Here is a 21,134-nt window from a genome sequence, read left to right as displayed (position 1 = left end):
GGGGTAATGTATGGCAGGCGCATTTGTAGACGGTGCATTGAAAGGCTTTGAAATGATGGAGCGCCATCAGGCACGCAAAGATAATAAAGCACGGTTAGCTGATATGGATAAACGCAATGAGCAACGCTATCAAGATGGCTTAGATCGCCAAGCGAAACTAGATGAAGAACGCAAAGCTAATCGCGAGCAAGACGTTAATTATCGTAATGGACAAGCTAAAGCTAATCAAGATTACCGCAATAGCACGCTCGAAGCGAATAAGCAGCAAAGGCAGTGGCAGCAAAATTTTCAAGCGCAGCAAGCGCAATGGCAAAAAGATCAGCAAGCAATACCTGTAGCCTGGCAATCGTTTAGAGAAACAGGCCAAGTGCCAGAAGAATTAAGTGATGTACTAGCACGTAACAAAGGAATGGACCCGCGCACATACATGAAGCCGGAATATCGCGAAGCGGTAAAAGGATTAAGCGCAAAGCTTGATACAGTGATTAAAAACGGAAACATGGCCGAAGCTAACTCGCCTGAAACCATTAAGTTATTTAATGGCGTATTCAAAGACAAGATCAATTCATCCGTTGGTCAATATGACGAGAGCGTTAAATCAAAAATAGCCAGTGTCGATTTTGCTGGTTTTGTGCCGGCAGAGCGTGAAGATGGAAGCGTAGCCTTGGCGTTACAAGTTACCTATGAAAATGGTGCGAAAGAAATAAAGCCAATGACAAAAGGAAGAACGTCTGAGGGTGATGATCCTGTAATGACGTACACGCCTAAAGAGTTAGTAGGCACTATCAAGGCGCGTGCAATGATGGCTGATATGATAGAGCGCCCCGAATATTGGGATAAAATGGGCGCAGAGGTTGCGGCTAACTTTGGCCGTGGCACAAAAGTCAGCTCAAGCCGTGGCAACGATTATCAAAAACAACTCAACTCTATTCAAGATGAAATGACCAAAGCCCTTGCAAAAATTGAGGGTGGTTCAGACTTGGATTACCTAGAAGATGGCGGCAGAGAAGCCGCGAAAAAGCGCGTAAAAGACCTATATCAGAGCCGCATTAATCAGCTTCAAAATGCTTATGGCGTTGAATCATCAGGCGGTGATAACGGGGGAGGTGGTAGCCAGTTCAAATACACAAGCAAAATAGATGGTATTGATGCAGGCGGTGTTATCAAGAAATTTATGGAAGCCAACAAAAATCTAACTGAACAACAAGCTACGCAAATAGCTATCCAACAAGGGTACTTATCAAATGGCCAATAAAATACTAGACCCATTTACTAATAAAGAAATCGAATTTATTGATCCCTTTGCAAAGCCAGAAGCCGAAGGCGGTATGTCTGCAGCGCTAGGAGCAGGCGTTGATAAGTTACAAGAGCTTGGCTATCGAGCCGTTAAGGGCTTTACTGACGTTGGTGTGCCAGAAGAAGAACAAACAGGCGCGATAGGCAAAGCTATAGGTCAAGGAGGTACATTATCTAAGTGGGCGCAAGAAGGCATAGATCGTAACGTAAAGGAGCAGCAATCATACGAGCCTACCGTTAAGTCATATAAAGATATTGATAGCCTTAGCAGCTTGGGTAGCTATACCGGCGAGCTAGTTGCGGGCTCACTGCCTTACATGGCGGGTGCGGCTACCGGTGTGGGTGCGTTTGGTATGGCTGGCGGCTTAGCTAACGAAGCTTACGAAAAACAACCCGAAGGCGAAAAAGACGAAGTTAAAGCGGTTGCGTCCGGCGCCGGCCAAATGCTACTTGAGCGTTTAGGTATCAAGGTGAGCATGGGCCAACTTGGTAAAGATATTTTAAAAGATGGCGTAGTCGAAACCGCTAAACGCATGGGCCGTGGTGAATTGGTTGAAGCTGTACGTGATCCAAGCTTTGCTAAGCGCATACTAAAAGGCGCAGGCGCAGAGGGTTTAACAGAAACAGGTCAAGAAGCATTAGCGCAATGGGGCGCAGGCAAAAGCATTGATGAATTTGAAGGCTTAGACGAGGCGTTTGTTGGTGGCGTTTTAGTGGGTGGCGTTATGCGTACCGGCTCAGAAACGGCACAAAAGGCTATGGGCTATCAACAAAAATCAGCAGAAACAGTTAAAAATGGTGCCGATCAGCTTGTTGAAGCAGGCGCAACGCCAGAAGAAGCGATTGAAACAGTTAAAAAGCAGCAATACGACTCAGCAATTAAGCAAGGATTTACAGAGGTTGAAGCCTCAGCAATTGTTGCCCGTACAATGAAAGAAAAATTTGGTATTGATGATCCTTTGTTTACAGCCGCAGCAGAGCCGGCGACAGTGCCAGAAGCAGAAGCAGAAGCAGAAGCAGAAGCAGAAGCCGAACAAGAGCTTGAGCCACTAAGAACGGATGGTCATTGGACTAAAGAAGATCAAGATATACTTGATGAGTCAAAGGCGGAAGATGCAGAAAAAGCCCGACTTGCAAAAGAAAATATTAACTACGATGCGCCAACAGCCGCAAGGCAAGCAGGCTTTGATCAAACAGCAAAAGCAGCCGGCCAGTATGGTGATATGCTTACCAGCCCCGCACAGCAATCGTTAAGAGATTTAGAGGCCGGCAACAATTCACCTACAGTAGACGAACGCGTAAAAGCCGCCGCATTTAATAAAGCGCCCACACCAGAAGATCGTTTTAGTCCTATAAAGTATCAGCACGAAGGCGAGCTATTAGGTCCAGACGCTAAAAACGCCCAAGGCATAGAAAACGCACCAATAGACGGCCAAGTAATACCAGAGCAAGGCAAGCTGCCAACAACAGAGCAAACTAAAAACCGTGAAATGCGCGAGCAAGCACAAGCGGATCTTGAGTCACAGCCTAAAGGCATTGCACAAAAAGATATTATTTTTGGTGAAGATGGCCGGCCACAGCAACGCGCAGCAGAGCGTGTAAAACAAGCCGGTAAAGACTCGCAAAATTTATTGCCACAAAAAGATATTGTGTTTGCCGGTAACGAAAGCGGCGTTAATGTTGCTAAAAATGGTGAAGCATTTAAAACGAAACGCGATGCGCTACTAAGTAAAGAAGCACGCGCAGCACGCAGAGCCGGCCACAAAACAAAAGCGGTTAGTTTTGATAACGGCTTTGGCTGGACGATTAAAGGTGATGACGGCACCAAGCAGGATTCAGAGCAGGCAGCAGCGGAGCAAAGTCCTGAGTCTGATACAGTTGCGCAAAATGAACAGGGTGATCAAGCGCAGCCAGCCCAACAAGAAGGTGAAGCGTTATCGTTAAACGTTGACGCGGCACCAGGTAAAGATGAAGATGATAAAAACATTGCTGTTAATGATAAGGTTAACGGCGTTCAAGTTATCGACACGCCAGTAAGTGAACTATCATTATCTAAAGATATACCGCAATTTAAGTCGGGCTCAAATACTGACGGTGTTGTCGAGCCACTAACAGGTAAGTTTGATCCAGTGGGTATGTCACCGGTTCAAGTATGGGTGCGCAATAATGGCAATAAAGAAATAATAACAGGCCGTCACCGCTTTGATTTAGCAAAACGTGATGGTGTTGAAAACATACCGGCGCAGTATCACTATGAGTCAGACGGCTTTACCGCAGACGATGGTAAGCGCTTGGACGCAATATTAAACATTCGAGAAGATAAAGGGCAGGTAGAAGATTATGTCGAACTCTTTAAACAAGACGGGATCACCGAGTCAGAAGCAAAACAGTATGGGTTACTCGACAGAGCAACAGGGCGAACAGCATTCAAAATCGCAAATAGTGCGACTAATGAAACAATTGAAGCACAGAGGACAGGGCGGATCAGCGCCCAAGCAGCCGAAGCAATAGCCGATGCCGCACCAGGTAATGAGCGTTTACAAGTATTAGGTATCAAATCAATTGCCGATGATCAGCGTTCAATTACGTTTGCAAAAAACTTAATTCACGCCGTATCGGCATTAGATGCGAATCAAGACCAAGGCGGACAGAGCGGCGACTTATTTGGCTTTGATGACTCAGCTATGCAAGAAGCTGAGCAAATGGCAAAAGTGGCCGCAACAAAGCAGCGCGAAATTAGAAACCGTTTGTCTGCTATCCGTGGCGCAGCTAATAAGCCAGAAATTGCCAAGGCCGAAGGTGTTAACGTTAAAAACCCGAAAGCCTTGAAAAAGCGCACAGACGAGTTAGCGAATGAAGTTAAAGCGTGGGATAACTGGCACACAAACCCTGAAATGGTCCAGCAAATACGCGACTCAATATCCGCACCTAATACGGAAACGTCCGCACCTAATACCGCACCTATTACAGAAACAGCCGCAGAGCCAGAAGCCACAGAGCAAGACAGCGGTCCTGATCTGTTTGGTGATAGCGAACCGGCTACATTTGACGAAAAAGATGATTTTATAAGTAAGCTTGAGTACACACTTAGAACAAACCCGTCGGGAAACGAATATAAATCTGTAGATGATTATTTAAAAGATATTGTAGCGGCTAGGTTTCATAATTTTAGCGGTAGAGATTTTGGTAAAGGACGCGACAGCGTTACAAAAGATGAATTAAGCTTAGCTAGAGGGGCTTATGACAGGCTGGTTTCAACGGGCGATATAAAGCCCGTTGCCATTAATGATAAAGAGCAGTCAGTAAGCGGTGAAGGCGTAAGCAAGCTAGACAATGCAGCGAGCGCAATTAGCGATAAGAAGCGCGAAGCAGCAGAGCGACTTAAAAAGCTGATTAACTCGCGCAAGGGCCAGTTTAACAGCGGCATAGATCCAGAAGTAATGGTGGCAGTTGCCGAAGTTGGCGCGCTATCTATTGCCGAGGGCGCAGTAAAATTTGCGCAATGGGCTCGCGATGTATTAAATACTACACGAGCAGTGGGCATTAAGGACGAGGACGTTAAGCCATTTTTAAAAGAGGCTTACGGTGCAATGAGTGCAAACCCTGAGCGTTATAATATTGACGAAAGCACAGCCGACTCAATGGACTTGCCTAGAAGTGTGCGCAAGTTTGACATAAGCACTATAGAGAGTGAAAGCAATGTACCAACTACCGGCGAAAACTTGGAACAAAATAGCCAAGGCACCGATCAAAAATCAAAACCTGAAAACATTAATGATGATGAATCAGACGGATCTAAACAAAGCAATGGACCGTCAAAGTCAGATACTAAACAAGAGCAACGACCCGACAGTGAGCCTAGCCTATCAGCAAATGATGGTGCCTTACTTGGAGAGAGAAGCGTTGACGACTTATTTAACGAATCAGGGAATGTTAAGGGAACTGCAAATACTGGCAGTGCCGGAAACGATGGACGAAGCAATAGCGACAATGACGCTAGAGCACAGGCTGAACACGGACCAGCAACAGCAACTAACGAAGCTACTGAACGGTTAGCAACTGATCTACAGGCAGAGCAAACAGCCGCTAAAAAATCGCATAACGCTAAGTGGGGCAATGAGTCAGACATATTAAAAAGTGTGCCTGTACTTATGCCCGAGCAAGCAGGCGACATTGCTAAAATAGAAAACAGGTTTTTTGGCACCGAAAACCCTGGCACCGGATACCAAAACACAAACGGTACAGGCACAGGTAAAACCTTTGTTGGTCTAGGCGTGCTAAAACGCTTTGAGCAAACCGGCAAAACTAACGCGCTTGTTGCGGTTCCTAATGACGGCATAGCTCAGCAATGGGTTCAAGCAGCAAAAGAGCACTTTGGTTTAGACGTTTATTTAATTGGCTCAGATGGTGGAGCAAAAGCTAAAGATGCTGGCCGAGGCATTACCATTACAACTTACGCGACACTAGGCAGTAATGACCGATTAATCAGAGACCGCAAGGCGTTTGATATTATTATTGCCGATGAATCTCAAAACCTTATGGGTAGCCAGCAAGCTAAAGTAACCAATGCGCTAGATAGCTTGAGAGCACTAACAAACCATGAGGCGGGATCAAATAGACGAGCTAAGGCTTATTTAACCGATGAAATCGAAGCGTTAGACAAGAAAATAAAAGCAAAGGCCAAGCGCTTTGAGGCCGATGGAGAGGAAAAGCCAAAAGCACTTGCAGAGGCGAAATCGTTTTATCAAAAAGACCTAACAAAGCTGCACGACAAAATAAAATCGCTCGCCTCTAAATTCAAAGAGGAAGGCCCAACCGATAGCAAAGTGTTATTCCTATCCGCTACACCGTTCCCTTATGTTAAAAACTTAGACTATGCCGAAGGTTACTTATTTAACTACACAGATTATGGCGACAAGTTTGAGGGTGGTTATGATAATGCCTTTACTGGTCGAAATGCGTTTTACATTCAAAACTTTGGGTATCGTTGGAGATACCACAAATTAAACACGCCAGGCGCGGACGTAGATCAAAGCCTTATGGAGCGTCAATTCCATGAGACCATGAAGGAAAAAGGCGTTCTTGGTGGCCGAACGCTTGAAGTAGAAGCAGACTACCGCCGAGACTTTATAAAGGTAGAGACCGCCGCCGGCGAAAAGTTAGATGATTTAATCGAGAAGTGGCGCGATCACTCAGTAGGTGGTGAAGCCGAAGGCGAAACAAGCGAGCGACCTTATTCAGAGTTGGCCGATATTCTTAATAAAACGTTCGACTACACACAAAAAATAAAACTAACAGAAGCAATAAAAGCCGAAGAAGCTGTAAACCGAGTTAAAGAGCATGTAAAGAAAGGCCGAAAGGTTGTGCTTTTCCATTCTTATAACGTTGGTGGTTCGTTTGACCCAATAGAAAAGGTTAGACAGCTTAAACCTGAATTAATGGCGCAATTTGAATCAGAGTTCCCAGGCATGACCAATATAGACTTTGGCGTGTTGGCTCGTCCGCTTGACTTGTTTGCTGATGAGTTTGGTAACTCAGTAAGGTTTTACAATGGCAATGTGCCAGATAAAGCGCGTAAAGAGGCGAAAGACCTGTTTAATAAAGATAATAGCGGTGTTGATATTATCGTTGTGCAACAAGAGGCGGGTGAGGCCGGCATTAGCTTGCACGATATAACTGGCGGCAAACAGCGTGTATTAATAAACATAGGTATGCCAGTTAAGCCAACGCAATTTATACAGATAGAAGGCCGTATTTATCGTGTAGGTGTAAAAACAGACGCACAATTTGAAAACCTTACAACCGGCACTGCTTTTGAGAGAAACATTTTTGCTAGCAAAATAGCTGGTCGCGCCAGCACCGCAGAAAACTTAGCTATGGGTGAGTTTGCTAGAAGCTTAAAAGAAAGCATTAGTGAGGGCTATTTAGATGCTGCGTACCTTCCAGTTAAAGAAGATATAGGCAAAGGCGGTAAGGTTTCAGACAGACCAACAGAAATAAATGATTGGGATCGTGCTAAGTCTTTTTATTATGCAAACCTAAAACGAAATGCCGGCACCAAGAGCGCAGAAGGTGATGATTATTTTGCTACGCCTGAACCGTTAGGTAAAAAAATGGTTGAATGGTTACAGCCTTCACCGGGTAATAGACTGCTTGAGCCTAGTGTGGGCCATGCCGCTATTGGTCGCTGGTTCCCTGGCACAACGAGAAATAAAGCAACAGAGAAAAGCTTTAAACTTACATCGCTAGCTCAAATGAACTTCCCTGGCGAAGTGGATAACATACCGTTTGAAGATTTAAACGTGATCAATAAGTTTGAAGGCATCCCTATGAACCCGCCATTTGGTAAAGGCGGCAAGCTTGCTTATGACCACATTAGAAAAGCAATTACCCACCTTGTAAACGGTGGCCGTATAGTTGCTTTAGTGCCGGACGGGCCAGCAGCAAACAAGCGTTTAGATGCGTTATTAACGGATGAAAAGTTAACGAATATATATCAAGCGGCTGAAATTGATTTACCAGCAGGCGTGTTTGATCGCGCTGGTACAGGCGTAAAAACTAAAATAATAGTGCTAGACCGCTTTGATAATGAATCAGACGCGCCGGCCATGCAGCGTATTAGCTTTACCGGCGCAAAAGATATTAATGAACTATTCGAGCGCATAAAAGATGTTGAACTAAAGCAACGCAACCAGCCTACGGCAAAAGTGTATGATATTGATCAGTACATGGACGCATCAAGCGAGCCTACAACCAACCGTAAAGGCGAGTCTGTATTTAAAGTACAGCTATACGGCTTTCTTCCTACTGATGTTAAAAGCGTTATAGACAAAGAGGCTGCTAGTGAGTTTGGCGCTATTCCTACGCGTGACGAGCAAGTTTATACGCTTGATAATGACGAGGCTAGACAAGACTTTGCAAACTTCATTGCGCAAACTATTGAAGAAGCAAAGGAGAGCGGCATTGAATTTAATTTCAGCCCTCCAAAGAAAAAAGTGCGTGTAGAAGGCCAGCAAAGCAACGAGCACTTTGAAGCCACCGGTGAAACGTACACCACCAAGCGCGGCAAAGAGTTTTTAGTAACTGAAATGAAAAACCGCCAAGAGCGTGAAGTTTACTCAGCACTAAAAGAGCTTGCTAAAGAGTTTGGCGGCTGGGCTCGCGGTCAAAAATTCATGTTTAGCAACTTGGATGATATGACACAATTTAATGCGCAAGCTAAGAGCGTAATTAGCGGCGACAATGATATTAAGTTTTCAAAATCTAAAGTTAAGCAAAATGCAAAAGGCGTTAATGCGAAGCAAGCGCAAACAATTGCTGATGACTTTATCGAGAGCTTGAACGGCGCTAATGGGATTAAGGTGCGCATATTATCCACCACTGCCGAAGCAGAAAAAATGTGGCGCATGAGCCTTGACGGCGCAACTGTTAAGGGTGCCTATAGCGAAATGTCCAATACTGTTTATGTTATTGCTGAAAATATTGATAGCGAAACAGACTTAAAACAAACGCTAGCACATGAAACTATCGCGCATGGCGGACTTGATACCGTTATTGGTAAAGAAGCAAAACAAGCATTTATTGATCGCATTAAAAAGACCAAAGGCCGTAAAGCGTTTGAACAGTATTGGAAAGATGCTAATAACGACTATTGGGATATGAGCGATGATGTAAAAGCAGAAGAAATTTTTGCTCGCTTTGTAGAAAGCGAGCCAAGCAAAGGCGAGGTTAAATATTGGTGGAACGCGTTAAAACGCTTTATACGTAAGCAGCTAGATAAGCTTGGTATTGTTTATCGTGAAGATGACGAGTTGACAGCAATGCGTGAAATGCTTGAAAGTATAGTGAAAGGCTTTAAGGCGCAACGTGATCCTGCAGGCCAAAAGGAAAGCAATTTAGCTTACAGTCAATCGGGCAAAAAACTTAGCCGAACAACAGGCGGCGATACCGGCTTTAATGGCGAGATTAATAAGCCAATTAACATTGAAAAAGTTAAAAAGCCTATTAGCTGGGTTATAGATAATATAGATAACTTCGGTCAGTCAGATATTGAGTCCGTATTAAATCAGCTTGATTCTAACGGCTTTTGGAAGGGGACGGACTCTTACACTGCTAAGCAGGCTATAAAATCATTAACGGCAGACTATTCTCCACTTGAAAAACAAGTTGTTAAAAATGGCTTAACGGTTAGAGATATAAGCCCTGTTTTAGCAGAGCTTGACGTTAAATCAAATAACTTTTACAACAACGACTTCTCTGATTTATCGCCTCAACTTAAAGATGACATTATCGGGTATCTTGAGAGGGACGGTATCAGCGATTATGAAGCTCATAAACTATCAGGGAGCACAGAGCCATTTAAGTTTAGTCGAACAGCCGAAGAAGATACCCGCACAGCAAAACAAAAGCTTGGACTTGAAGAACAAGCAGCAAAAACTTTTTCAGATATAGCTAAAGACAAAGTAAACGAAACCATTGATACGTTAAAGAGCTCGCCATTTTGGAACCGATTAAACGAAGGAATATTTGACGGCCTATCGGGCATTAAAAACGCAGAAGAAGCCGCCGGCGTAACCGACCCAAACAAGCAGGGCTATGTTAGCGCGCGCCTTGCATCCGGCTTGGCCGATGTACTACACGGCGTATTTAACTATGGCGCTCCGCAATGGCGCGATGGGATAGTACAGCGCAAAGAAGGCACCAAAGGCTTACTAGAAGTGTTTGGCATGGTTGGCGATGATCTTAACAACTGGCTTGCATGGATGGGCGCGCACAGAGCAGAGCAGTTAAAAGCCCAGGGCAAAGAGAACAATTTAAGTGATGCTGATATTGCCGAGCTTAAAGCCTTAGCCAATGGTAAAGAGCGCTTGTTCGAGCAAACCAGACTTGAGTACAACAAGGTTAACTCAGCTATTCTTGATATGGCCCAGCAAGCAGGCCTATTAAGCAGCGCGCAACGCGCAGGGTTTGACGAGGAATACTACGTGCCGTTTTTCCGTGATATGGGTGAAACAGATCCAGAAATGGACGATATAAAGCGCATGATAGTAGAGCCGCACACGCGCAAAGGTATATCAGGTCAGTCGGCACAAATCAAAAAACTTAAAGGTGGTACGCAATCAACCAAGGACTTGCTAGAGAATATTATAGCGAGACAAAGCACGCTAATTGATGCGTCATTAAAGAATAAAGCAATGCAAGAGGTTGTTAATAACCTTGATGGCACTGATTATTTAAAATCAGAAACAAGCGAAGATATTGCCAGCCTAAGCCAACAAGATTTAAACAAGCTTGGTAAAGTTAAGGTGATGGTTAACGGTAAGCCACAAGCTTATGTTGTGAGCGATCCAGCGTTACTAAGAGCCTTAATTCAAGTAAACGATGTAGGTAGTCAAAGTCTGTTTAACAAGCTTGGCCGAAGCGCTAAACGCTTTTTAACTGCAGGCATTACACTGTCACCAGACTTTATATTTAAAAACTTTGTACGTGATGCGGCGCAAGCCTGGATGATCAACAAGGACGGTTTTACATTTGGCTCTGATAGCATAAAAGGACTTAAAAAAGCATTCAAAGAGGATGAAGCCTACCGAGATTTGATATTTAGTGGCGCAGCGTTTCAAGGCGGCTACATTCATGGTGCCGATCCAGAAGCAGGCGCACAACAAATGCGCCGAGCACTGAGAGCTAAAGGCTTGACCAGTAAAGAGGTTGAGGGTTACATGGCTACTATTGTAACCAGCGGTGCTACTTTATTAGAAAAGTATCGCGGCATTAGTGACAAAGTTGAAAATGCCAACCGATTAAGTACCTATGAGGCAGCTATAGCAGCAGGCAAAAGCAAGCGCCAAGCAGCATACGAAGCAAAAGATTTAATGGACTACAGTTTAAAAGGAAATTACAAACTCATAGGCACTATGATTGACATGCTGCCATTCTTTAACGCACGCTTGCAGGGTATGAGTAAGCTAGTAAGGGCTGCAAAGGCAAGCAGTGATGACAGAGTGTTACGCGTATTAAGTGCTAACCTAGCTATGAAAGGTATCTATGTTGCTGGATTTAGCCTTGCATTGGCTTGGGCTAATGATGACGATGAAGAATACCAGCAATTGCCCGATTGGGATAAGGATATGAACTGGCATATTTTCGCAGATGGTGAGCATATAAGAATACCTAAGCCGTTTGAGCTCGGTATTGTTTTTGGCACCATGCCAGAGCGACTATTCCATTACGGAACGGGAACGCAAACAGATAAGGACTTAGGTAAAGCAGTTGCCAACGCAGTATTTAATACAATGGCATTGAACCCTATTCCACAAATGGTGTTACCTGCAGCGGAAGTTATGATTAACAAGTCATTCTTTAAACAGGCACCAATTGAAGGGATGGCCGATCAGAATAAGCAAGCAGAGGACCGCTACAACGCTTACACAAGTGACACGGCCAAAGCGATTGCTCAACAATTTGGTGTATCGCCTAAGAAAGTTGAACATTTAGTTAAAGGTTACACTGGCACGATTGGCGGCTACGTATTAGGTGCAAGTGATATTGTGGCGCGCATGATAACAGGTAAGGTGGCGCCAGAAACACCGGTTAGCCGTTACCCAGTTGTAAAAGCGTTTTACCAAGGAAGTGGGCCAAAAACTAACACCAAGTTTGCTAATGACTTTTATGAAGCATTAGACGCGGCCAATCAGGCTTACGGAAGTTATAAGCGTGCAATGGAGCTTGGCGATACGGCAAGACAGCAAGAGCTTATAGAAAAGGACGGTAAAAAGTTACGCTCTAAAGCAACGCTTGCAAAAGTACAGCGTATGGTTTCTAAATTAAGGAAGGTGCAAAAAGCGATTAATGACAATGATAAATTAGACGCCGCTAAGAAGCGTGCAAAACTGGACGAGATACAGCGCAAGATAAATGCGATTTATCATAAGGCGTATGTCGCTTTAAACTTAGGCGAGTGGTAGAAATAAAAAGCCCGCTATAAAGCGGGCTTTTAACAGAGTATCGAGTCATCAACCAACAATAATATTATAGACAAAAATAAACGCGCCACAGCATAAGCCAAAAAACAATGCGAAGGCTTCTTGTCTTTCACGCCATGCCGCTGAGCCAATTTTTAAGCAAAGCAAACTAAGTAACATGATAGGTATTCCTAGCAACCAGGTTGCGTGGGTGCCAATTGATAATCCTATGATCATACCTGCTAACATTGCCAATATGTGCATTTTAAAATTGCCTGTATTAATATTGCGTAATTAAGCTATAGTAGGTTGATCGTTAAGTCTACGAGAAATTTGCCGCCCAGCCCTTGAATTACACTTCCTAAATCACAATATTCTAGTCCATGTTAGTTGAATAACATTCGTTGTAAAATCTAAATGAGTACCAATTTGTGTACCAAAACGGAAAAAGGCAAGACCATGACACAAGAAAAAAACATTGAAAAACATGAGTTTGGTTCAGATACGGGCAAGCTATTAAACTTAATGATTCATTCTCTTTATTCAAATAAAGAGATCTTTTTACGTGAGCTTGTATCAAACGCATCAGATGCAGCCGACAAGTTACGTTTTTTAGCGCTTTCAAATGGTGATCTTTACCAAGGCGATGCAGACCTACGCGTTCGTATTAGTGCAGATAAAGAGGCCAATACCGTCACTATTTCAGATAACGGCATCGGTATGACCCGTGAAGAAGTTATCAACTCTTTAGGTACTATTGCAAAATCGGGCACCGCTGAGTTTTTCAAAAACTTAACGGGCGATCAAAGTAAAGATTCACAGCTTATTGGTCAGTTTGGTGTTGGTTTTTATTCTGCATTTATTGTTGCTGATTTAGTGACTGTTCGCACACGCAAAGCTGGCGAAACAACTGCTTATGAGTGGGAGTCACAAGGTGAAGGCGAGTACACGCTGCAAGAAATTGAAAAAGAAGGCCGTGGTACCGAAATTATTTTACACCTTCGTGATGACGAAAAAGAATTTGCTGACGAATTCCGCCTACGTGGTATTGTGACTAAATACTCGGATCATATTTCTACGCCTGTACAAATGTACAAAGCAGAAGTACCAGAATCTGAAGGCGAAGATGGCGAAAAAATTCCAGCAGTACCGGGTGAGTGGGAAAGCATTAACCGCGCAACCGCATTATGGACACGTGATAAGTCTGAGCTTTCTGATGAAGAATACAAAGAGTTTTATAAGCATGTAAGCCATGATTGGGAAGATCCACTTAGCTGGGCACATAATAAAGTTGAAGGTAAAACAGAGTACACCAGCCTTTTATATATCCCTAAAAAAGCACCTTTCGACTTATGGAACCGTGAACGCCAAAGTGGTTTAAAACTTTACGTACAACGTGTATTCGTAATGGATGATGCTGAGCAGTTTATGCCAAGCTACTTACGTTTTGTAAAAGGATTATTAGACTCAAACGATTTACCATTGAACGTATCGCGTGAAATTTTACAAGATAACAAAGTAACGCAAGCGATTCGTAAAGGGTGTACCTCGCGTATTATTAAAATGCTTGAGCGTATGGCGAAAAACAAAGCTGACGATTACCAAGTATTTTGGAATGAGTTTGGCCAGGTAATGAAGGAAGGTCCAGCGGAAGACGCAGCAAATAAAGAAGCGATTTGTAAGCTACTTCGTTTTTCTTCAACTCATACTGATTCGCAAACGCAAGATGTGTCGCTTGAACAATATGTTGAGCGTATGAACGAAGGCCAAGAAAAAATATACTACGTGGTAGCTGATACCTTTACAGCCGCTAAAAATTCGCCGCATTTAGAGATTTTCCGCAAAAAAGGCATCGAAGTATTATTGCTAAGTGACCGTGTTGACGAGTGGATGATGAGCCACCTAACTGAGTTTGCAGATAAGCAACTACAGTCAATCACACGTGGTGACTTAGACTTGGGTAAGCTTGATGATGAAGAGACTAAGAAAGCCCAAGAAGAGTCTGAAAAAGAGATGGCAGGCTTAGTAGAGCGCATTAAAACAGCGTTAGGTGAAGATGTTAAAGACGTGCGCTTTACGCATCGTTTAACCGATTCTCCAGCCTGTGTTGTAAGTGATGACAACGACATGAGCTCGCAAATGCAAAAGTTAATGGAGTCTGTTGGCCAAGCAGCACCAGAGGCTAAACCTGTGTTTGAATTAAACCCAGAGCACCAACTTGTTAAGCATTTAAATGACGAGCAGGATGAAGATAAATTTGCACAATGGTCACATGTATTATTAGACCAGGCATTACTTGCAGAGCGCGGAACATTAAAAGACCCAACAGGATTTGTTACACGCCTAAATAAATTAATGTTAGAGCTAAGCAAATAAAAGTATAAATTGTGTACATATTTAAAAAGGAAGCCTAGGCTTCCTTTTTTTATACGCTACAAAGTAGGCAATTAGTATAAGTTGCTTGAGTATCAGCGGCGCTTATGGAAGAATTCAGGCTTTAAAATAAACTCTCATACTAGGGGACAATGATATGCGCATTATTCTTTTGGGCGCGCCGGGTGCAGGTAAAGGCACTCAAGCTCAGTTTTTAATGGACAAGTACGGTATTCCACAAATTTCGACTGGCGATATGCTACGTGCTGCTATTAAAGAAGGCACTCCACTTGGCTTAGAAGCAAAAAAAGTAATGGACGCAGGTCAGCTAATTTCTGACGATATCATTATTGGTTTAGTGAAAGAGCGTATTGCTAAAGCTGATTGCGAAAAAGGTTTTTTACTAGATGGTTTCCCACGTACTATTCCACAAGCAGATGCAATGAAAGAAAATGGCGTAGTGGTCGATCACGTTATTGAATTTGATGTAGCTGATGAAATTATTGTAGAACGTATGGGCGGACGTCGTGTTCACCCTGGTTCAGGTCGTGTTTATCATGTTGTTTACAACCCACCAAAGGTGGAAGGTAAAGATGATGAAACGGGCGAAGAATTAATTGTTCGCGCCGACGACACTGAAGAAACAGTGCGTAAACGTCTAGGTATTTACCACGAGCAAACGATGCCATTGGTTGATTACTACCAAGCAGAAGCTGCATCGGGTAACACCCAGTACCACAAACTAGACGGTACACAAGCCGTTGAAGCAGTAAGCCAAAAATTAGGTGAGCTATTAGGCTAAGCCTAATAACAAAAAAACCGCCAGTTGGCGGTTTTTTATTTAGACACTTATAAAGTTTTAAGTTTTTCTATTACGCTGTCGTATTCGGGCTCGGTAGATAGGTTATTCACCAATTGCTTATAAACCACTTTATGGCTCTTATCGAGTATAAAAATAGAGCGCGTTAGAAGCCCCATATCTTTTATAATCACACCATATTTTTGGCCAAAATCACGCCATACCGAATCAGATAATGTGATAACTTTATCTATGTTCTCTGCTTTACAAAATCGTTTTTGGGCAAACGGTAAATCAGCACTGATAGTCAATATTTCAATACTTGGAAATTGCAGCGCCACTTTTTCGTTAAAATGCTTTGTTTGTAAACTGCACACGCCGGTATCTAAACTTGGTACTACACTAATTAGTAAAGCTTGCCCTTTATAATCGTTAAGTGTTACTGGCGTAAAATTGCCATCAACTACTTTAAAGTCAGGAGCGTTATCCCCTATAACTACGCCTTTGCCCATTAAAGTAATTGGTTTACCTTGGACCGATACTTTACCTGCATCGAGGGTATTTTCTGGGTAATCGGCTGCAAAAGCAACGGAGCAAAATGCACTCAGCACAAACGCGAGCGAACGAAACATAAGGTATTTCCTTTTAAATTAACGCAATGGGTGACAGTGTATTATACTGCGTATAAGTAACCAAGAGATTATACGTTCTTGCTCAGTAAGAATTAATTATGAGATTTTAAATTGTAAACGGCTGAAACTTTGATTAACATATAGTTACAAAAAATATCTTAAATAATAAAAATAAAAAGCCACTATCATTTTTTGATGTTAATACTTGGTTTAAAAATAGAGAGATAGTATGCCAACATCAGTATTAGTATGTGATGATTCCAAATTAGCGAGGCGTCAATTAGCTCGCTCATTGCCGGAAGATTGGGACATAAAAGTTGAGTTTGCAATTAACGGTGTTGATTGTATAAAGCAAATAAAAGCTGTTGAACCAGAAATTCTATTCCTTGACCTTAATATGCCCGAAATGGACGGGTATGAAGTGTTAATGGCAATGAAAGAGTTAGGGTTAAATGTGCTCACCGTTGTTGTGTCTGGAGACATACAACCTAACGCTCATCAGCGTGTACTAGACTTGGGCGCTATCGATTTTATTCAAAAACCTTGCTCACCAGAAAAGCTTGCCGAAATAATAGAGCATCATGGAATTAAAGATAAGGCCATGCGTGAGCGCTTATCTCACTCATTAGGCGAGCAAGTTGACCCTGATGTTAGAGATATTTACCAAGAACTTACAAACGTTGCTATGGGGCAAGCAGGCGACTTGCTTGCAAGATTACTCAATGTGTTTGTTGAATTACCCATTCCAAATGTTAATATTTTAGAGGTGAGCGAACTTGATATGGCGCTTCGCTCCATTGATAATAACGCCTCTACATCTGGTGTGTGCCAAGGCTTTATTGGCGGTGGTGTATCGGGAGAGGCGCTTTTATTATTAAATGATTCCAGTTTTAAAGAAATTGCGTCTTTGATGAACTACGACGGTGTGCTTAACGATAACGTAGAGCTTGAGTTACTGATGGACATTAGTAACATTTTAATTGGTGCTATTTTAACAGGGCTTTCAAAACAACTCGATATGTCGTTTAGTCAAGGCCACCCAATTGTTTTAGGCCAACACAGAGATGTTTCTGAACTTGTAAAAGCAAACAAGTCTCGCTGGCAGCGAACACTTGCAATTGAGATTAGCTACGGCATTGAAAATCACGATATAAACTGTGATTTAATGTTGTTATTCACCGAAGACTCACTCAAAACTTTGAAATACAAAGTTGCTTACCTATTAGAAGATTAAGTTATGGCTGCTGATTTAGATATGAATGAGATCCATTGGTTAATGGATATGTTTAATACCGTTGATGTGGGTCTGGTCGTTCTTGATAGAGATTACAAAGTATGTGTGTGGAATGGCTTTATGGAAAACCATTCAGGCCTGTTGCCAAGTGCGGTAAAGCATAAAGATTTATTTGATTTGTTTCCTGCAATAGATGAGAAGTGGTTCAGAAGTAAGTCTGAATCTGTATTCGTTTTAAAAAATCGCTCATTTACTATTTGGGAGCAACAGCCTTACATATTTAGATTTAAAAATTATAGGCCTATTACCGGCAAAGCCGAATATATGTATCAAAATGCCACATTTATACCATTGACTAATATTCGTGCTGAAGTGAGTCACTTGTGTATTATTTTGTACGACGTAACCGATATTGCTGTAAATAAAAAAGAATTAGAAGATTTAAACGCACGTTTAGAACAAGTAAGCCAAACAGATAGCCTTACTCAATTGTATAACCGTGGTCATTGGGAATCGACGCTTAAACAGGAGTTTTTGAGGATTAAGCGCAATGGTGGTTCTAGCGCTTTACTGATGTTTGATATAGACAGGTTTAAAGTCGTTAATGATGAATATGGCCATACCTGTGGTGACGAAGCATTGCGCCACTTGTCAAAGTTATTAAAAACAACATTGCGAGAAACAGATATTGCAGGAAGGTACGGTGGTGAGGAGTTTGTTGTAACCTTACTTGATACTGACGAGAAGGGGGCCGAGATTTTCGCTGAACGCTTAAGGGTATTAATTGAGCAAAGTCCTGTTTTATACAAACAACTTGAAGTGAAAGTGACCGTGAGTATTGGTTTTGCTTGTTTTAGTAATGAGTTCAAGGACCATGAGCGCTGGATAGAAGCTGCAGATAAAGCCATGTATCAATCTAAAAAGAATGGGCGAAATAAAGTCACCGCCTATGCTGATATGAAAAATGACGCTTAAGCGTCATTTTTTATTAATTATTTTTAGTCTGCCGCCTTGATTTTAATTACTCGGTTGTATGGCGAGAGTCGTCTTTAGGGCATTGCCCAACTGTTGTTACTTGTTCATTATTGTCGAGTTGTTCAAGTTTTACTTTAAATCCCCATAATCTATAAAGATGCTTAAGTACTTCCTCATGTGTATTTGCTAAAGGTATATTATTGTGCGGCACATACCTAAGCGTTAACGAGCGATCTCCTCTGATATCAACATCGTACACTTGAATGTTAGGTTCGTGATTACTTAAGTTATATTGAGCTGAAAGCGCTTCTCTTACAGCTTTGTAGCCACTGTCGTTATGAATTGCACCTATTTCTAAATGCGGAGCGCTTGCGTTATCAATAAGTGTAAATAGCTTAAAGTCGCGAATTAATTTAGGGGATAAAAACTGGCTTATAAAGCTTTCATCCTTAAAGTTTTGCATAGCAAAATGCAGGGTATCAAGCCAATTACTACCAGCGTATTCAGGAAACCACCTTTTATCCTCCTCAGTAGGCTGTTCGCATAGTCGCCTTATATCAACCATCATATTAAAACCCAAGGCATACGGGTTTATCCCCGAGTAATACTGACTATTGTAAGGTGGTTGGTAAACAACATTTGTGTGGCTTTGTAAAAATTCCAGCATAAATGAATCAGTAAGTTTACCTTCATCATATAGGTGATTTAAAATGGTGTAATGCCAAAAGGTGGCCCAGCCTTCATTCATTACTTGTGTTTGTTTTTGGGGGTAAAAGTATTGTGATATTTTACGAACTATACGAATAACTTCACGTTGCCAAGGCTCTAAAAGAGGGGCATTTTTTTCTATAAAGTACAAAATATTTTCTTGTGGCTCTTTGGGAAAGTGGCGTTCTTTCTTTTTAGCTTCTTGATGGTTTTCGGGGATTGTTCGCCATAATTCGTTCACTTGAGATTGCAAATAAGCCTCGCGTTCCTCTTGGCGCTTTTGCTCTTCAAATAACGAAATTTGTTGCGGGCGCTTATAACGATCAACACCATAGTTCATAAGTGCATGGCATGAGTCTAGTAAGGTTTCTACTGCCGTCACACCGTATTTCTCTTCGCAGCGGCTGATGTAATTTTTAGAGAATACAAGGTAATCAATGATAGAGCTGGCATCGGTCCATGTTTTAAATAAATAATTACCTTTAAAAAAAGAGTTGTGGCCATAACATGCATGCGCCATAACCAGTGCTTGCATAGGTAACGTATTTTCTTCCATTAAATATGCAATACAGGGGTCTGAATTAATCACTATTTCATACGCCAAGCCCATTTGCCCGCGTTTATAGTTTTGCTCTGTTTGGATGAATTTTTTCCCGTAAGACCAATGGTTGTAGCCAATAGGCATCCCAACGCTTGAGTATGCATCCATCATTTGTTCGGCGGTGATCACTTCTATCTGATTAGGGTAAGTGTCTAACCGGTATTGATCTGCAACGCGGGCTATTTCTGTTTGATACTCAGTTAACAAATCAAAAGTCCAATCAGGGCCGTCACTCATTCGTTTAGTATTCATATTAATACCTCGCTTAGTTATGCAGCGCCTTCTTGTTGCCGACCTTTTTTAAATAGCTCCCTAAATATAGGGTAAATGTCTTCAACACTTTGAATGTGCTGTATGGCAAAGTTGGAGTGTGTTTGCGTAATATTTAGATATTCTCGCCATAGGCTTTGATGAGCACGCGTAGTAATTTCAATGTAGGCAAAATAGCGAACAGCACTTAAAAGGCTATTACGTAATATTTGCCCGCAATGCGGAGTATCGTCAGCCCAGTTATCACCGTCAGATGCTTGTGCTGCATATATATTCCATTCGTCTGCGTTGTATCGCTCTTTAATTATTTTATCCATTAATTTAAGTGCGCTGGATACGATAGTTCCGCCAGTTTCTTGAGAGTAAAAAAACGTTTGTTCATCTACTTCAGTGGCTTGCGTATGATGACGAATATAAACCACCTCAATGTCTTTATAGCTGCGAGTTAAAAATTGATATAACAAAATGTAAAACCGTTTTGCCATGTCTTTCGTGGCTTGGTCCATAGAACCCGACACATCCATAATACAAAACATAACTGCTTTACTGGTGGGATGAGGGCGCTTCTCGTAATTTCTAAATCGCAAGTCGTAGTTATCAATAAATGGCACAGCTTTAATTTGCTGTTTAAGTAGGCTTACTTCTTTTTGTAAAAGTGCAACAGCTGCTTTATCGCTATGTTGTTCATGTATTAATATTTTTAACTGAGCTTCTAACTCGGCTAAGCGGCGCTTTTTACCTGCGCTCATAGCAACACGTCGAGCAAGTGAACCCTGTAGCGAACGTACAATATCAATATTACTTGGCATGCCTTCACTGCAAAAACCTGCACGGTGGGTTTTCATTTGTACAAGTCTATCAAGCTGATTTTCTTGAAGGTTAGGTAGTTCTAAGTCTTCAAAAAGTAGATCGACGTATTCATCTTTTGAAATAGAGAATACAAATTCGTCTTGACCTTCACCAGAGTCGCTTGCCTCTCCTTGACCTGAACCATCACCCTGACCGCCTTTAGGGCGCTCTATTTTATCACCAGTTGCAAATTGATCGTTACCCGGGTGTACTTGTTTTTTATTACCGCCTTTACCTTGGTGAAAGCTTGGCTCACTAATATCACGTTGCGGAATAGAAATACTTTCACCCGATGTAGAGTCGGTAACACTGCGATTATTTATTGCATCGGACACCGCTTCTTTTATCTGTTTTTTATAACGCCTGATAAAGCGCTGACGATTCACGGTACTTTTATTTTTACCGTTTAAACGCCTGTCTATAAAATGCGCCATAT

General features: G+C 42.2%; 9 protein-coding genes. 6 read left to right on the top strand and 3 right to left on the bottom strand.

From position 1 onward, the window contains the following. Nucleotides 1-10: 10 nt before the first annotated feature. The 4 genes from AC27I2_RS10660 to adk all read left to right on the top strand — a co-directional run bounded on the left by AC27I2_RS10660 (nt 11) and on the right by adk (nt 15,432). Nucleotides 11-1,255 carry a hypothetical protein gene (locus AC27I2_RS10660; protein WP_487204267.1) on the top strand — a complete coding sequence of 415 codons (1,245 nt, stop codon included), beginning with the start codon at nt 11-13 and terminating at the stop codon, nt 1,253-1,255. Continuing rightward, complete coding sequence (locus AC27I2_RS10655; protein ID WP_487204266.1) at nt 1,245-12,260, top strand: LPD38 domain-containing protein; 11,016 nt, start codon at nt 1,245-1,247, stop codon at nt 12,258-12,260. Before AC27I2_RS10660 ends, AC27I2_RS10655 begins: the two co-directional genes overlap by 11 nt. Before the next feature lie 456 nt (nt 12,261-12,716). Then, nucleotides 12,717-14,633, top strand: a complete 1,917-nt coding sequence (gene htpG, locus AC27I2_RS10650; protein ID WP_487204265.1) for a molecular chaperone HtpG — start codon at nt 12,717-12,719, stop codon at nt 14,631-14,633. 154 nt (nt 14,634-14,787) lie between these two features. Further along, nucleotides 14,788-15,432 carry an adenylate kinase gene (adk, locus tag AC27I2_RS10645; protein ID WP_487204264.1) on the top strand — a complete coding sequence of 215 codons (645 nt, stop codon included), beginning with the start codon at nt 14,788-14,790 and terminating at the stop codon, nt 15,430-15,432. A 47-nt stretch (nt 15,433-15,479) separates the two neighbouring features. On the opposite strand, the gene tpx is transcribed toward adk, so the two are convergent. Continuing rightward, entirely contained in the window at nt 15,480-16,061 is a 582-nt protein-coding gene (gene tpx / locus AC27I2_RS10640; protein WP_487204263.1) for a thiol peroxidase, read from the bottom strand. Between the two features lie 229 nt (nt 16,062-16,290). Between tpx and AC27I2_RS10635 the strand changes: the two genes are divergently transcribed. Next, the gene (locus tag AC27I2_RS10635; protein WP_058551725.1) at nt 16,291-17,295 is read left to right on the top strand and encodes a response regulator; all 1,005 of its coding nucleotides are present in this window, start codon (nt 16,291-16,293) and stop codon (nt 17,293-17,295) included. A 3-nt stretch (nt 17,296-17,298) separates the two neighbouring features. Beyond that, nucleotides 17,299-18,270 (top strand): sensor domain-containing diguanylate cyclase, encoded by a 972-nt coding sequence (locus AC27I2_RS10630; protein ID WP_058404307.1) that lies wholly within the window; start codon nt 17,299-17,301, stop codon nt 18,268-18,270. A gap of 46 nt (nt 18,271-18,316) precedes the next feature. Here the strand turns inward: AC27I2_RS10630 and AC27I2_RS10625 are convergent, their stop codons facing one another. Continuing rightward, nucleotides 18,317-19,831: a SpoVR family protein gene (locus AC27I2_RS10625; protein WP_219421876.1), complete on the bottom strand. Its 1,515-nt coding sequence runs from the start codon at nt 19,829-19,831 to the stop codon at nt 18,317-18,319. A 17-nt stretch (nt 19,832-19,848) separates the two neighbouring features. Further along, the gene (locus tag AC27I2_RS10620; protein ID WP_487204262.1) at nt 19,849-21,132 is read right to left on the bottom strand and encodes a YeaH/YhbH family protein; all 1,284 of its coding nucleotides are present in this window, start codon (nt 21,130-21,132) and stop codon (nt 19,849-19,851) included. Nucleotides 21,133-21,134: the final 2 nt, after the last annotated feature.

This window comes from Pseudoalteromonas sp. NH0006-46 (assembly GCF_057547735.1).
Note: the sequence above shows the minus strand (reverse complement) of the source record. Positions and strands in the feature narration are given on the sequence as shown.